The organism is Arcicella aurantiaca (assembly GCF_003148625.1).
Lineage (GTDB): Bacteria > Bacteroidota > Bacteroidia > Cytophagales > Spirosomataceae > Arcicella > Arcicella aurantiaca.
Map to the genome: position 1 here is coordinate 1 of NZ_QGGO01000043.1, position 14,757 is coordinate 14,757.

Annotated in this window: 16 protein-coding genes and 1 rRNA gene; 7 read left to right on the forward strand and 10 right to left on the reverse strand. The window is 33.5% G+C overall.

Going from position 1 to position 14,757, the window contains the following annotated elements; all coding sequences use genetic code 11:
* Positions 1-182 precede the first annotated feature (182 nt).
* Positions 183-294 (forward strand): 5S ribosomal RNA (gene rrf / locus LV89_RS23290).
* Positions 295-361: 67 nt separating this feature from the next.
* Here rrf and LV89_RS23295 read toward each other — a convergent pair.
* On the reverse strand, positions 362-754 hold the full coding sequence (locus LV89_RS23295; RefSeq protein WP_109745334.1) for a VOC family protein: 393 nt from the start codon (positions 752-754) through the stop codon (positions 362-364).
* Positions 755-803: 49 nt separating this feature from the next.
* On the opposite strand from LV89_RS23295, the gene LV89_RS23300 reads away from it, so the two are divergent.
* The 4 genes from LV89_RS23300 to LV89_RS23315 all read left to right on the forward strand — a co-directional run bounded on the left by LV89_RS23300 (position 804) and on the right by LV89_RS23315 (position 4,792).
* On the forward strand, positions 804-2,588 hold the full coding sequence (locus tag LV89_RS23300; RefSeq protein WP_109745368.1) for an ABC transporter ATP-binding protein: 1,785 nt from the start codon (positions 804-806) through the stop codon (positions 2,586-2,588).
* 148 nt (positions 2,589-2,736) lie between these two features.
* Positions 2,737-3,570 carry an ABC transporter ATP-binding protein gene (locus LV89_RS23305; RefSeq protein ID WP_109745335.1) on the forward strand — a complete coding sequence of 278 codons (834 nt, stop codon included), beginning with the start codon at positions 2,737-2,739 and terminating at the stop codon, positions 3,568-3,570.
* Between the two features lie 38 nt (positions 3,571-3,608).
* Positions 3,609-4,427: a hypothetical protein gene (locus tag LV89_RS23310; RefSeq protein ID WP_109745336.1), complete on the forward strand. Its 819-nt coding sequence runs from the start codon at positions 3,609-3,611 to the stop codon at positions 4,425-4,427.
* Positions 4,428-4,429: 2 nt separating this feature from the next.
* Positions 4,430-4,792, forward strand: a complete 363-nt coding sequence (locus LV89_RS23315) for a GntR family transcriptional regulator (RefSeq protein ID WP_109745337.1) — start codon at positions 4,430-4,432, stop codon at positions 4,790-4,792.
* Positions 4,793-4,945: 153 nt separating this feature from the next.
* Here LV89_RS23315 and LV89_RS25885 read toward each other — a convergent pair whose 3' ends face one another.
* Positions 4,946-5,068 carry a hypothetical protein gene (locus tag LV89_RS25885; RefSeq protein WP_262509883.1) on the reverse strand — a complete coding sequence of 41 codons (123 nt, stop codon included), beginning with the start codon at positions 5,066-5,068 and terminating at the stop codon, positions 4,946-4,948.
* Positions 5,069-5,298: 230 nt separating this feature from the next.
* On the opposite strand from LV89_RS25885, the gene LV89_RS23320 reads away from it, so the two are divergent.
* Entirely contained in the window at positions 5,299-5,985 is a 687-nt protein-coding gene (locus LV89_RS23320; protein ID WP_109745338.1) for a hypothetical protein, read from the forward strand.
* On the opposite strand, the gene LV89_RS23325 is transcribed toward LV89_RS23320, so the two are convergent.
* The 8 genes from LV89_RS23325 to LV89_RS23360 form a co-directional block, all read right to left on the reverse strand.
* Positions 5,969-7,030, reverse strand: a complete 1,062-nt coding sequence (locus LV89_RS23325) for a hypothetical protein (protein WP_109745339.1) — start codon at positions 7,028-7,030, stop codon at positions 5,969-5,971. The genes LV89_RS23320 and LV89_RS23325 overlap by 17 nt on opposite strands.
* 100 nt (positions 7,031-7,130) lie before the next feature.
* Positions 7,131-7,649 (reverse strand): GNAT family N-acetyltransferase, encoded by a 519-nt coding sequence (locus tag LV89_RS23330; protein WP_109745340.1) that lies wholly within the window; start codon positions 7,647-7,649, stop codon positions 7,131-7,133.
* Positions 7,650-7,712: 63 nt separating this feature from the next.
* Entirely contained in the window at positions 7,713-8,177 is a 465-nt protein-coding gene (locus LV89_RS23335) for a GNAT family N-acetyltransferase (RefSeq protein WP_109745341.1), read from the reverse strand.
* A gap of 71 nt (positions 8,178-8,248) precedes the next feature.
* Positions 8,249-8,734, reverse strand: a complete 486-nt coding sequence (locus tag LV89_RS23340) for a GNAT family N-acetyltransferase (protein WP_109745342.1) — start codon at positions 8,732-8,734, stop codon at positions 8,249-8,251.
* 134 nt (positions 8,735-8,868) lie between these two features.
* The gene (locus LV89_RS23345) at positions 8,869-9,651 is read right to left on the reverse strand and encodes a PhzF family protein (RefSeq protein WP_109745343.1); all 783 of its coding nucleotides are present in this window, start codon (positions 9,649-9,651) and stop codon (positions 8,869-8,871) included.
* A 62-nt stretch (positions 9,652-9,713) separates the two neighbouring features.
* Entirely contained in the window at positions 9,714-10,199 is a 486-nt protein-coding gene (locus tag LV89_RS23350) for a MarR family winged helix-turn-helix transcriptional regulator (RefSeq protein ID WP_109745344.1), read from the reverse strand.
* Between the two features lie 153 nt (positions 10,200-10,352).
* On the reverse strand, positions 10,353-11,312 hold the full coding sequence (locus tag LV89_RS23355) for a YheT family hydrolase (RefSeq protein ID WP_109745345.1): 960 nt from the start codon (positions 11,310-11,312) through the stop codon (positions 10,353-10,355).
* Between the two features lie 182 nt (positions 11,313-11,494).
* Positions 11,495-12,679 (reverse strand): cytochrome-c peroxidase, encoded by a 1,185-nt coding sequence (locus tag LV89_RS23360; RefSeq protein ID WP_109745346.1) that lies wholly within the window; start codon positions 12,677-12,679, stop codon positions 11,495-11,497.
* An 899-nt stretch (positions 12,680-13,578) separates the two neighbouring features.
* On the opposite strand from LV89_RS23360, the gene LV89_RS23365 reads away from it, so the two are divergent.
* On the forward strand, positions 13,579-14,484 hold the full coding sequence (locus tag LV89_RS23365; RefSeq protein WP_109745347.1) for an AraC family transcriptional regulator: 906 nt from the start codon (positions 13,579-13,581) through the stop codon (positions 14,482-14,484).
* The last annotated feature ends 273 nt before the right edge of the window (positions 14,485-14,757 follow it).

The window sequence follows — 14,757 nt, forward strand, 5'->3', positions numbered from 1 at the left end:
GTAGATGACGACCTTGATAGGTTGCAGATGTAAAGGTAGAGATACCAAAGTCGAGCAATACTAATTACCCAATAGCTTATTAAATTATACTGTCTGATAGTCAAGTATAGCTCTTGCTCTTCAAAATCTTTCACAATATTACATGAACATCCATAAGATATAGAGCTTAAGCTCAAAGAACTTATGGGGTTGATAGGAGTAGTGTTCACCTCTTCCCATCTCGAACAGAGAAGTTAAGCCTACTGCCGTTGATGATACTGCAATCACATGCGGGAAAGTAAATAAACCCCAAATACTATTAGAAATCAAGTCTCCTAATTTAATTATTGGGAGACTTTTTTATTTATCCAGAATTTTGAGTTCAATTATTATATTGAATTAAATCCCACAAATTGCCATATAAATCTTCAAAGACTGCAACTATGCCATAAGATTCTTTAGAAGGCTCTCTGATAAAATTGATTCCATTTTCTCTGAATCTTTCATAATCTCTCTGAAAATTGTCTGTTTCTAAGAATAAAAAGACTCTACCTCCTGTTTGATTCCCAATCCTACTTTTTTGTTCTTCATTTACAGCTTTAGCTAATAATATTGTGCAAGAAGAGTTTTTTTGAGGACTAATTACTACCCATCTTTTGGTTGCACTCAAAGTGGAATCTTCTATCAAAATAAAATCTAATTTTTCTATGTAAAATTTTATTGCTTCGTCGTAGTCATTGACAACTAAGGCAAGATGTACAATTTTGCGGTTCATGTATTTATTCTTTGTTACTTTGTTAAATATTACTGTTTTAAACAAATTTATGCAGAATCCTTATATTTCACTATTAAGAATTGCTTGGAAGTATGCTCGAAAGGAGCGTAAACGATTTATTTTAGTTTATGCTTTATTTGGCATTGCCAATGTGATATTTGCAATGTATCCTATCATTTTTGGTCAATTTATCAATGATATTCAAAAGGATAGTAAAAATGCTCTTTGTCACGCATTAATCTATGCTCTACTTTATGTTGGGTTAAAGGTATTTGAGTGGACTTTTCATGGTCCAGCTCGTGTTATGGAAAGACAATTAGCATTTAATTTAAGTAGAAATTATTTGCAAGAAGCGTATCATCAGGCACTGCATCTGCCAGTTAAATGGCATCAAGATCATCATAGTGGGGCAACAATTAACAGAATTAGAAAGGCTTATGAAGCTCTTAAATATTTCTTCCAGAATGGTTTTATGTACGTTCATGCGTTATCTAAATTCGCATTTTCGTTTATAGCGATGTTTTATTATTCACCCATTTTTGGATTTGTTGGAGTTGTGATGGGCGTTCTTACTGTTTGGGTGATTTTTAAATTTGATAAGCCATTTGTGAAGACTTTAGAGGAAGTTAATGAGAAAGAACACGTTATTTCTTCGACGCTTTTTGATAGTTTATCGAACATTGTTACGGTAATTACGCTGAGATTGGAAAAAAGTATGGAGATTGGATTGTTATCCAAGGTTAATGAAGTGCTTCCTCCATTTCGAAAAAATGTAATTATCAATGAATGGAAATGGTTTGTTGCAGATGTATTAGTAGCGTTAACCTATGCAATTATTGCCTTTGGTTATATATATCAAAATTGGCAAGCTAATACCGTTTTTTATGTGGGTGGATTGGTCACTTTATTGGGTTATGTCAATCAATTTACGAGTGTCTTTCATGATGTGGCTTGGCAATATACCGAAATTGTAAGGTATAATACTGATGTTCAGACGGCAAAAAGTATTGCAGATGCTTATGCAGAAAGCCATCGTGCTGAAAGTGATTTTGAAATTGCTAAAAATTGGCAGAAAATTCAAATAAATAATCTGAGCTTTTCCCACCGAGAAATCTATGATAGTTCTCATGCTCCGCAGGGTTTACATGATGTCGCAATTAATATTGAAAGAGGTAAGAAAATTGCTTTTATTGGTGAAAGTGGAAGTGGCAAAAGTACTTTACTTGCCATTTTAAGAGGGCTTTATGAACCCGAAAACGGTTTGGAAATGTTGATTGATGGCAAAAATTATGAGGATTTAATTTTGTTGAATAAAACGGTTACTCTTTTTCCTCAAGAACCAGAAATTTTTGAAAATAGCATTGAGTATAATATTACTTTAGGCTTGCCTTTTGATGAAGCAGAAATTTTAGTCGTGACAAACTCTGCTCAATTTTCAGAAGTTATTAAGCAGTTACCTAATGGATTAGCCTCTAAAATTCAAGAGAAAGGGGTGAATTTATCGGGAGGGCAAAAGCAAAGATTAGCTTTAGCAAGGGGAATTTTGGCGGCTCGTGAGAGTAATGTTGTGCTTTTGGACGAACCAACGAGTAGCGTTGACCCTAAAACCGAAGCTATGATTTATGAAAACCTCTTCGAGATATTTTCAGATAAAGCAGTTGTTTCAACTTTACATCGTTTGCATTTGTTGCGATATTTCGATTATGTTTATATTTTGGATAAAGGAATGGTGGTAGATGAAGGCACTTTCGCAGAATTAAGAACTAATAGCCCAATTTTTCAAGAATTATGGAAGCATCAAGAAGATGTTAGAGAAGGGATAAATATTTTGTAAAGTGATACACGAACTAAGGTCAGTAAATTTTGCTGACCTTTTTTATTTATGCGGATTTAAAAATATTTTCAAATTGACTTGCATTATCGAAAATATGTTATCTATATTTATAGTGTACTAATTATCTATTACACTGAAAATAATAACTATGATACAAATCAAAAATCTTTCTTTTGATTATGGGAAACAAAAAACCGTTTTCCGAAATCTAAACCTAACACTGACAGACGGTAATGTTTATGGTCTGTTGGGCAAAAATGGAGCAGGAAAATCAAGTCTTTTACGAAGAATAGCGGGCTTGCTTTTTCCGACAGAGGGAACGTGTACGGTGGATAATTTTAGCCCACAAGAGCGTTTACCATCGTTTTTGCAAGAGATGTTTTTTCTTCCAGAAGAGTTTCACACGCCTCCTGTAAAAATTAGCGAGTATGTAAATACTTATGCTCCGTTTTATCCAAATTTTTCCAGAGAACAGTTTAAAGACTATTTAGAAGAGTTTCAATTGTCTGAAAATGAGAAGTTTACGGAGTTGTCGTTGGGGCAAAAGAAAAAAGCCTTAATCGGTTTCGCACTTTCTACGAATACAAAAGTCTTATTGATGGATGAACCAACAAACGGTTTGGATATTCCTTCAAAAAGCCAATTTAGAAAAATAATTGCTTCTGTGGCAACTGACGAACGCATTATTGTGATTTCTACGCATCAAGTGCGAGATTTGGATTCGTTGATTGACCCAATTATTATTTTGGATAATTCAGAAGTGTTGCTTCATGCAAATACAGAGGAAATTGCTGAGAAATTGTGCTTCAAAAACGTCACGACGGTAACGAATCACGAACAAGTTTTGTATTCTGAGCATTCGTTGAGAGGTTTTTCTATTGTCACGGAAAATACGGATAAAGAGGTTTCTAAGACAGATTTAGAATTACTTTTTAATGCAACTTTGGCGAATCCAACTAAGATAAAACAACTTTTTGACTAAAATGTAACATAGACTAAAGTCTGTGCTACCCGAAAAATATGAACAATTCATTTAACTATACACGGTTTTCTTTACTCGTAAAAAGACAATGGGTAGAGAATAAAAAACTTTTTTTGATGGCAAGTTTTGCCTTGTTTGGACTGGGCGTAATTTTTTATTCATTAAGCACCAATTGGGAGATTGGACAGATTTCTGATGTAACCCGCCCTATGTTTTTAGTTGGAGGACTATATATTGCGGGTTCTTTTTTTACTAATTATTTATTGAAGGATTTTGCAGATAAAAATGCTTCTACAAATTTTTTATTGATACCTGCCTCGCATCTTGAAAAACTATTGAGTGTCTGTGTGTATTCTTTCTTCGCTTTCCCAATTTTGATTTTTATTATATTTTTTGTCACAGACTACTTTTTTGTGCATTTGGCAAATTCTGTTCATGCAAGTTTGGTTTTAAAAAATCATATTGTTAATGATAAATCTTGGCAGGAGAATGAATTATGGTATAAGCAAATGTTTGAAAAAACGGATGATTTCGTCTATGCACTGATAGGTAGCTGGTTTATTACACAAACATTTACAATGGTTGGTTCTATTATGTTTATCAGATGGTCATATATCAAAACGGCATTTATTGGTTTTGCAGTAATTTTGACCCTTATTTTATGCTCAAATTTTGTGATGGGCTTATTGATAGGAGAATTTGACAGAATGCCAGAAAGCAGTAAACATGGATTTTATCTACAAGTGAAACCGACCAGAGATTTCTTAGAAATGCTTATAAGAATGGCGATGAAATTTGTTTTTACACCCATTTTACTACTGATTGCTTTTTTAAAACTTAAAGAAAAACAGGTATAACGATGGAATTTCGAGATAATAAAGCCATATACCTCCAAATAGCCGAGTTTATTTGCGAGCGTATTCTGCTGAAAGAATGGGCGGTGGGGGATAAGATTCCGTCGGTTCGAGAATTGGCAGTTCAATTAGAAGTGAATCCCAATACGGTGGCAAGAACCGTTGAATTTCTCCAACAAAAGGACATTATTTTTACTAAAAGAGGTATGGGATATTTTGTATCAGACGAAGCCGTTGAAAAAGTTACGGCTTTTAGAAAGGATGAATTTTTGCAAAATGATTTGCCTTTATTCTTTAAAAATATTCAATTGTTAGGAATTGATTTTGAGGAACTTCGTAAAAGATTTGAAGAGTTTAAAGATAGATAATTAGGGGTTGGGTTTTAGGTATTAGGATTTTGATTGGAGAGGTGGTATAATCAAATTATCCACTACTAAGCCTTAAAACCTAAACAGAAATATCTACTTTATGCCAGTTTTAAATATTCGGTGCGTATTTTACGGAAGTCTTCGTTTTGAAAGCTACGGTTTATACACAAATTTATAGAATAAAAAAGCCGTAGGCTTGACCGATTTTGTAGCGGTGGGTTTTAACCCACCGAAAAAGAAAATGACCATTTTTTGAGTTCCGTAGGAACGGGGCATTTAAAATGGGTCGAGCCTATGGCTCTAAAATGGCTTTTCGCATCATTTTCGGTGGGTTAAAACCCACCGCTACAAAATTTAACCGAGCCTATGGCTCTAAATCGATATTCAAATACTTGTGTATAAACCGTAGCCTTCAAAAGGACGACTTCCGTTGAGACTCAGATACGCAATATCTTTTTTAAATTAGTATTACTCAAAATTTTCGGACAATATTTAACAGAAAAAATATGAAAACATCTAATAAATTATTAATCGCTCTTGGAATAGGCCTCATTTTGAGCGTTGTTTCATACGCATTTGTTTTGCGTGGAGCGTACCAAAATGCGGTGAAACACCCAATTGCAGCAGAAATAAGAGTGCCTCTTAAATCAGTTCAATATCTTAATCTTACTTATAACCGAGAAGTTACTTTTAAGTACGGGAGTAAATTTGAGATTGAAATTGATAGAAGTTTAGCGGATTCGTTAATCTTAAATTATAAAAATGATACGCTGAATTTAGACGTAAGGAAAATTGGTTTTGTAACGATAATTTCACCTAATTTACCAATCACGAAGTTCATTGATAATAGTGATTTAGATAATAATAGAGAGGTAATGACTTATGGAGACAATAACGGCAAGACTATTAACATTGACAGCAGTTTTGTGTCAGGAAGTTTTGTAGCTACTTTTCCAAAAAATGGAATTTTGAGATTTTATAAATGCCAGTTGGATAAAATTGACGTAAAAGGGAAAGAAAATTTGCTTGTGGATATTGAAAAAAGTAACGTAAAACAACTGAATTTGGGCTTAACGAAATTCTCTTCATTAACCATTAATCATTCTCAAATACAGTCAAAAAATGTGGTTTTGGGCGATAGTTGTAACCTGAGTTTATTAGGAAAAGATACAAGAACTATTTTTTTGAAGTAAGCACCAACCATTCTGCAATAAGTGCCAAACTGTGAGCTTCGCAAGTCCATTGAATATGAAAAAGTGACGAAGAAGCAATTTTGTAAAGCAAAGGATTTTCGTAAGCGGTCAGAAAACCCGCAATGAAGAAAGGATAATTTGTATTAATGTCGTTGAGGTTCAAATACTCAACGACATTTTTATTTTTTAAACAGATTTCTAAAACGATTTTATCCATTAATGGCAAATTCTTTTTCTGTAAATAATACAAAATGTCTTGCTCTAATTTTTTACGACAAATTTCTAAATCTGGAATATGAAATTTATTCATTAGTCGCATGACATGGTACATAATTAGTGGCGTGCGAGCGTACTGATGAGCAACTCGAAAAGGTTGTTCAAGATATTGATTTGACAGAATTGTTTGTTGAATGTATTTTACGGAATCTTGTCCGTGTTCGTCTAATTCTAAATCGTAAGCAAGCAAGCAATAAAGCATATTTGACATGGCACAAACATCAAATTCGATGTACATATTTTTGCCAAACCAAGTTGAGTATGCTTTTAGATTTTTATATTCTGAAAAAGTGTTTTTTATTTGTTTTTTGTAAAGATTTGAGTGTTGTATAAGTTTGTTTTTTAGCCAATTAGCTTCTTCTTGTGGTTGTTGGGTAGTCAAGTAAATCATGGCGGTATCATCAATGTCATCAGGGATTTTGAAGTAATTGAAACGATGCAAAATATTACCATGCGGAAAATGTTGCGATGGATTGGTTTGGAAGAAATTATAAGTATTTAAACCATCTTTATTTCTGAAAAGTGGATAGGCGTTTTGTGCTTTTTTGGTAATGTCTTCTACTAATAATTGAGATTTTGGAGATAATTTACCTTTGATATTATTAAGTGTAAAAACGGTAATTGCCGTAAAAAAGACATTGGTATCAGGACGATGATAATGCCAAAAATCATTACTCCGATATGATTCGAAAATACCTTTTGGGAAATATTTTCGATTAGCGGAATCTTGTAAAGATGCAATTTTTTGTATGAGGTCGTCAGTTGTCATGATATTTTGCCACGAAGGCACAAAGGCTCTAAGTTTTGGTGTTTTACTTCGAAGTCATAAAGGCACAAAGTTTTTTACGGAAGTTTTTAATTTTCTAATCTTAGAGACTTGGTGTCTTTGTGGCAAATAAATACTTCACCATCGAAGCTTCATCAACGTATTCATTTTCTGCCATTTTAATCGCTTCTTTTTCTAAACTAAAGAGTTCAAAACCTTCTGAAAGATACAGGTTTTTTGCTCTCTGATTGGTTGCGATGAGTGTTAAGTAAATTTGTCGTAATCCTTCGCCTTGTTTAGCTCTTTCGATTAACGCTTGTAATAATTTTCTGCCAAGTCCTAAACCTTTTGCTTTTTCAGAAACATACATTCTAAATACTAAGCCTCTGTGTTTGAGCTTAATAAATGAATCTCTTTTGAAGCCAACCGTCCCTAATAACTCCCCATTTTCTGAAAATGCTCCGAGTGTAAAACTCTCAAAAGTATCTTGTGATGGGAAAACTTCTCCTTCTATATCGGTAGGAGTAACTCTAAAAAATTGAGCTTCTTCTGTAATCGCTTTCGTGAGCAAATTGTAATAAGCGTTTATTTCGTGGTCTTCGGTTATGGTTTTTATAAGCATGGTTTCAATAGGAATTAGGATTTAGCGAATAGGATTTCGTTTTTCATATTCTCAATCACAGATTTATTGCAAGGGATAGTCCATTTTAATGTCTGTGCGTTCATACAAAGTTGCTCCGATTGGCACTTCAACAAAACCAAGATTGGAATACATGGTAATAGCTGGGATTAGTTTACGGTTTGAGAGCAAATATAAACTTTTGGCATTCCTTTTTTTAGCTTCTTCAATAGAGAAAATACATAACTTTTTACCTAAGCCTAATCCTTGGGCTTTGGGAGTTACGCCCATTTTGGCAAGTTCATAAATATCGTCTCCGTCATGAATTAGGGCGGAAGTTCCTACAATTTCATCGCCTAATTTTGCCAAAAATATTTGCCCACCGTTATTGATAATTTCTTCTGGAGCGTCTAATTGCTCTAAATCGTGTGGTTCAATTTTAAAGAATTTTTCAATCCATTCAACGTTAATTTTTTTGAAATCTTCTTTGTAAATGGTTTGATATTCAATGATTTGTATTGATTGTTCCATGATTTGTAGGACAGGTTTGTAACCTGTCAAAATTATAATAGATACAGGCTGGAAGCCTATCCTACTTTATCCTAAATTATTTCTTTCTCAAAAAAGTGCGTATCTACCGCCATAATTGGAAATACACTTGGCAAATTTTGTTTTTCAATGAGCGTAAAACCATTTCTTTCATAAAATCTGATAGCGGCTTGCAGTCTTTCGAGTGTACCAAGATAAACATTTGTTATTTGATTTGCTTGGGCTGATTCAACTAAAATATCTAATAATTTCTGAGCGATTCCGTGTTCTTTTCCTCTAAATTCTTTTTTGACAAACATTTTTCTGATTGCTCCAATATTTTCACCGCAATCAATTAAAGCGATTGTACCAACGACTGTATTTTCGTGTTTGGCAACCCAAAAATTCCCTTTTTTCTGTTGATAGAAATTTGGAATATCTAATAAATCTTGTTGCTCATTTATCGTAATGGGTACTTGAAATTCATTTTGTTGAATGTTCAAAATCAAGTTTACTATTTGTTCAGTGTCTTGATTTTCAAATGGTTGTATTGTAATCATAATTTTAAGCGAAAAGCGAATACGATACTTTTAGTAATTTGTGTTGTTGTTCGCAATGGTTATTTCAAAATATTTTTCATGTTTATAATTTACTTACGGACAAGGCTGTCCGTACTACACAAAGGCTGTCCGTACTACACAAATATTTCTCCAATGAGATATGGGGCTGCTTTGCCTGCAATTTTTACTCTGTCGCCCACTAATTTACAGGCTAAATTTCCTCTACGTGGCGATATTTGGCGGGCGGATAATGTGTTTTTTTGCAAAGCTTTTGCCCAATACGCCGTTAAAGTTGTATGAGCAGAACCTGTCACGGGGTCTTCGTCGATACCTGCTTGTGGACCAAAAAATCTTGAAACGAAATCAACTTCATCACCTTTTGCCGTTACGATAATGCCACGACAAGCGACTTCACCAATTTTACGAAAATCTGGTTTTAAGCCTTTTACTTGAGCTTCATTTTCCATAATTAGTAAATAATCGCTGATGCCTTTGAAGGTTTCCTTTGGGGGAATTCCTAAACCATCAATGAATGCTTGAGGAGTTTCTGCAACTTGCAAATTATCAACAGGAAAGTCCAATTCTAACAAATCATCTTGTTGCTCAACCGTCAAAATGCCACTTCGAGAATTAAATTCTATTAAGTTTTTGGGATATTTTTCGTACTGAAAAAGCGTGTAAGCAGTTGCCAACGTGGCATGACCGCACAAATCAACTTCCACGGCAGGCGTAAACCAACGAATATGAAATTTATCGCCTTCTGGAATATAAAAAGCTGTTTCGGCAAGGTTATTTTCTGCGGCAATTTTTTGCATTAATTCATCTGAAAGCCATTCTTTTAGTGGAACAACTGCGGCTGGGTTTCCTCCAAAAACAGTATCTGAAAATGCGTCTATTTGATATATTTTTAAATTCATGAGTTGTAAAAAGTAGTTTGTTGAAAATGGTTGCTCGTATAATTTTCGCTTATCGCCAATCACTATTCGCTTATTTTATGAAATTCTTTGAAGCGTTCTAAGTAATTTTTTTCTGCCCAAACGTCTTCAATTTCTTTAATGGCAATCATGATATTATGTTCTCTCGTCTCGATAATTTCATCGTTCATTGCTCTGATTTCAGACCAAATTTTTTGTAAGGTTGGCAATAAAGTCTTCCCTTTTTTTGAGAGTTTTAAATTTCTTTTACGGGCATCTTCCGCTGATTTTTTTGAAATGATGAAGCCTTTTTTTTCTAAATCTTTCGCAATCTGAATAATGGCGGGATGCGAAACATTCAAGTTTTCAGCCAATTCCATAATGCTGGCTTCACCTTTTTGAGATAAATAATAGTAAAGCGGGAAAAATCTTGGCTCAAAATCTACATTATAAAATCTGTAAACATCCAAAGTGCTTTGCATTCCTAAATCGCTTAGGCGTTTCAGTCGGCTGGCAAAAGCTAATGTTCCCAACTCCAATAATAAATCCATAAAATAGAAAAGATTGTTTTGAAATATTTGTGTAAGTAATTACGTAATTGATTACGCAAATTTTAAATTAATTTATGAATAAACCAAAAAAGTTTTTCAAAATTTATTTAAGAAGTGATTTTTGAGAAGTTTATTTATTTGATAATCAATTGATTAACGGTTTGTTGTAAAGTCAATCATTCGATTGTCTCCCCAATAAAGTTCATTAGGGTTAGGCTGATAAAATCCACAATGTCCACCGTAATTTGGGAATTCTGCAAAGATAAAATCAGACTTTTGGGCAATATCCAACATCACACAACTGTCAGATAAAACAGGGTCGTTTTGGGCATTTAGCAGTAAAGTCGGGACACGAATTTTGTCCACTACGTGCATGGCAGCACAGCTATTGTAATAATCTTTGGCATCTTTAAAACCGTGAAGCGGTGCGATATAATAGTCTGTAAAATCGTCGAGATATTTGAATTTTGGAAATTCTTTAAGCATTTCGGCATCAATTAGTTCCGCACGATTTTGAAGAAATTTCAATAATTTACTCTTGAAACGTTCGGCATAAAATCCGTTTTTGCCCATTGCATCTACGCTTCCTTGCATATCGGTTGGAGAAGAAATAGCAACGATTTTCTTGATTTCCGTTGGAATATTTCTGCCTTTTTCGCCTGCATATTTTAGCGAAATATTCCCGCCTTTACTGTACCCAACTAATACGATTTCGGTATATTTTTTCAGATTTAAAGCATGATTGATGACGGCTTCTAAATCGTTGGAACTTCCATGAATGGTGATTCTTTCTAAGCGATTATTTTCACCGCCTAATCCTCGATGATTCCAAGACAATGCGTCATAATTGGCTAAATTAAAGGCTTTTACACCACCTAATAAATAGGGACGAGTGGAGTTTCCGAGAAATCCATGCGTAAGAATGGCAAGTTTTGAGTTGTTTTCAGTTGACTTTGACCAATCTAAATCTAAGAAATCTCCGTCTGATAATTCGATTCTTTCACGTGTGTAATTTATGCCATTTACTTTACGAAAAACACTTGGATAAATAGTTGAAACGTGTTGATTTTTCCAAATATGTGAGGGTTGATAGGTAGATTTTATGATGGGCATTTTGAGGATTGGTTTGTGATAATGTTTTTGCGAAATACGAATTAATCACATTTTGAGGTATTTTCCAATTAGTGCTTTTCCAACTTAATTTTGATGACGAATTACGAACTTCCCGAAAGTTTTTAACTTTCGGGAAGTTAAGGAAATAGCTATTTTTACAATTGCATATTTCCGTAATTCTTTTACTTAATATTTCCTCCTGGATTCAAATTGCTTGGCACACGAGTTGGAACAGTTTTATCGAAACTATTATCAGAAAGAGCATTAATAAAAGCAATGATTTCTTGTTGTCTTCCTGCAATACGTACCTGACGGATAAGCGGGTCAACTTGACGAATATTGACATTTGGGTTTTGAGAATTTCCGCCCGCAATACGTCCATAAAATCCAACAACTTGATTCAAATCTTGAAAAACGCCACTGTGCATAAATGGAGCAGTAAATTGCAAATTTCGCAAACTGGCAGTACGGAAAGCATAAGTATTATTTGCACCTGCGTCACTTGCGGTATTTTTTAGATTATCAGGTACAGAAAGTACGTGCAATTGGTAGTCAGAAAACATATCTCCCGAATGACAAGTAGCACAACCAGCATCTCTGAATGATTGCATTCCTTGCACTTGTTGAGGTGTAAGGGCGGTTCTGTCGCCACGCTGAAAACGGTCGTAAGGTGAATTATTGGTAATTAAAGTTCTTTCAAATGAAGCAATTGCTTTTCCCAAATTAATCGCCGTTATGGCTTGTGTTACGTTGCCAAAAGCTGCTTGGAAAAGTGTTCTGTATTCAGTAATATTTCTTAGTCGTGCCACCACACTGTCTAAAGCAACAGCTTCAGAGTAAGTTGTGCCACGCATTTCTTCAAGCGTAACGATTGGACCTAAGGATTGATTTTCAAGACTTTGCGTGCGGTTATCCCAAAACATCGGAGCCGTTGACGGGTTATAAACGCCTGAGGCATTCATGCCATTGAAACCCGAATTAAGAATTGTCTGAGCATTTCGCTTTACAAAAGCAATGGTATTTGGCGAAAGAAAATGGCGAGTTGTTCCAAATCCTGTGGCATTTACACCGATTGAAAGGTCTAAACCATCGGAATATCCCGTACTTGGGTGGTGACAAGTGGCACAGGCAACGTCTTTTTTGCCCGATAAAATGGGGTCATAAAATAGCATTTTTCCAAGTGCAACCTTAGCGGTACTCGTTGGATTATCGGCAGGACTATTGGCAAAAGCCGCCAAGCGAGATTGACTTAAAGAATCAACTGAAGGAGTCAGGGTTTCAGTTGTTTCGTTTTTTTGACAAGCATAAAATATGACAGTGCCTAAAACAAAAAATAGAGCTGAGGATAATCTGTGGTGGTTTTTCATAATAGATAAAAATTTGCGTGGAGTGAGCTTGTTCAAAGATTATTTTACGTATAATTTTTATCAAATGTTAAGAGAGTTTAAGTATTGGGAAATTAACGAAGAAACTTAATAGCTTATTAGATGAGTCTTGTGAAAAAAACTTGCGGAGGGAAAAAAAATAAATGAAAAAAGGTCTTAATTATCTAATAAAAAGATGAATGATAAGTAACAATTGCCGCCACAATTGTTATTATTTTCAAACTTTTCATTTGATAATAAGACCTTATAAGGTTAATTAAATAGGTTTAATATTTTCTAAAGCCTTCAAATTATTGAAAGGCTATTTACTTTTGAAAGAAATTAAAAATATCTAATGTGTTGATAATCATTTGAATAACTGAAAAGAGATATTTTGCAAACTTTGAGCTGAAAATTTAAAAGTCTCTTTGTTTTTTCATTGATTATGGTAAAATATTGCTACTTTTGCAATTATAACATCGATATTCACTTATAAATTGCAATTTTTGATAAAATTCTACCGATTTAGGTTTAAATTCGATTGGCGTACACCTATCTTTATTACTTCACAAAGTTAGCGTCACATTTTTATCATCTAATTGTCTAATAGTATCATTTAAGTTATACGTTAATATCATTATAACACATTAAATCTATCTTTTGTCCAAATTTAATGAAAGCAATTTCTTTGTAAAAGGAACATTTTGTTTATGATTTTCAAATAGATTTTAATGCCATATTTTCTTGCTACCTCAAAAAAATATTTTTTTTAACATGGGCTTAGGCTTCTATTGTGTCTATTTTTTTGGGTGTTTACAATGCTTTGTAAATGCTTTTAATGTGAGTTGGATATTAAAACCGTGCAGAAAACTATGATTTCTAAATACTGCTAACACATAATTATGGAACGAATTATTTTACCACACGCTCAAGAGAAAAATATAGAAGAGTATGTAGAAAGGCGTATCTCTTTTACTACGGAATATGCTCAATTAAATATCTTTGATACTACAAAAATTGCCAAAAATGTTACCTATCAGTATGATAAACCCAGTATATTGAGTATGGTTTCGGGAAAAAAAGTGATTTGGAAAAACACCCATGAATCGTATGAATTTGTACCGGGGGAAACACTAATTATTCCGAGTTCTCAAAAATTAACTTTCGATTTTCCAGACGCAAGCATTGAAAACCCTACTCAGTGTCTAACTTTTTCTATTGACCCCGACAAATTATTAGAGACTGTTCGCTCTTTTAGCCAAAATACTATTCTTGGAAAAAAATATTGTTGGGATAACAATAATATTCCAATTCATCTAAATTATAATGAGAAAGTTCAAAATTTAATCAGAGGTTTAGTTCAGATATTTACAGAGGAACATCCTTCAAAAGAAATGTTTGCGGAGCTGGCACTAAAAGATTTGATTCTTAGATTATTACAATCAAATGCACGTATCTTTTTGTTAGAATCTAATAAAATTCTTGGAGAAGAAAATCGTTTAACTTCTATTGTAAAGTATATTCAAGAGCATCTTACTGGAAATATAACAGTAGATATTTTGGCAGATAAAGCTTGTATGAGCAAGTCTAATTTTTTTAAATGTTTCAAAAATACTTTTGGTATAACGCCTTTAGAATATATTTTATCTGAAAGAATAAAATTATCTAAAAAAATGCTTGAACAAAGTAATTTATCATTGGATAGAATTGCACATGATACAGGTTTTAGTAATGCCGCTTATTTGATAAGGCAATTTAAAAAACATGAACAAACAACTCCGGGAGAATATAGAAATACGTTTAGGTAGTTTTGATTCTTGACCACAGACGATGTTTTTAGCCTTCGTTTGCGGTTTATTTTGACTGAATATTTACCCAAAAGCGTTGTTTTTTTTAAATACAAATTAGGTCACGTATATACTTATATGTAATTGTATTAATTAGATGAAAACATTACTTTTAAGGTAAACTTGGTTGAAATATTGTAGGAGTGCTATTGTTAGAATTTCGTTTATTTCAGAGAAAATTAGATTATAAAAGTGTTCATTGATGCTTTAATAAGACATAATACTCTTAAAATA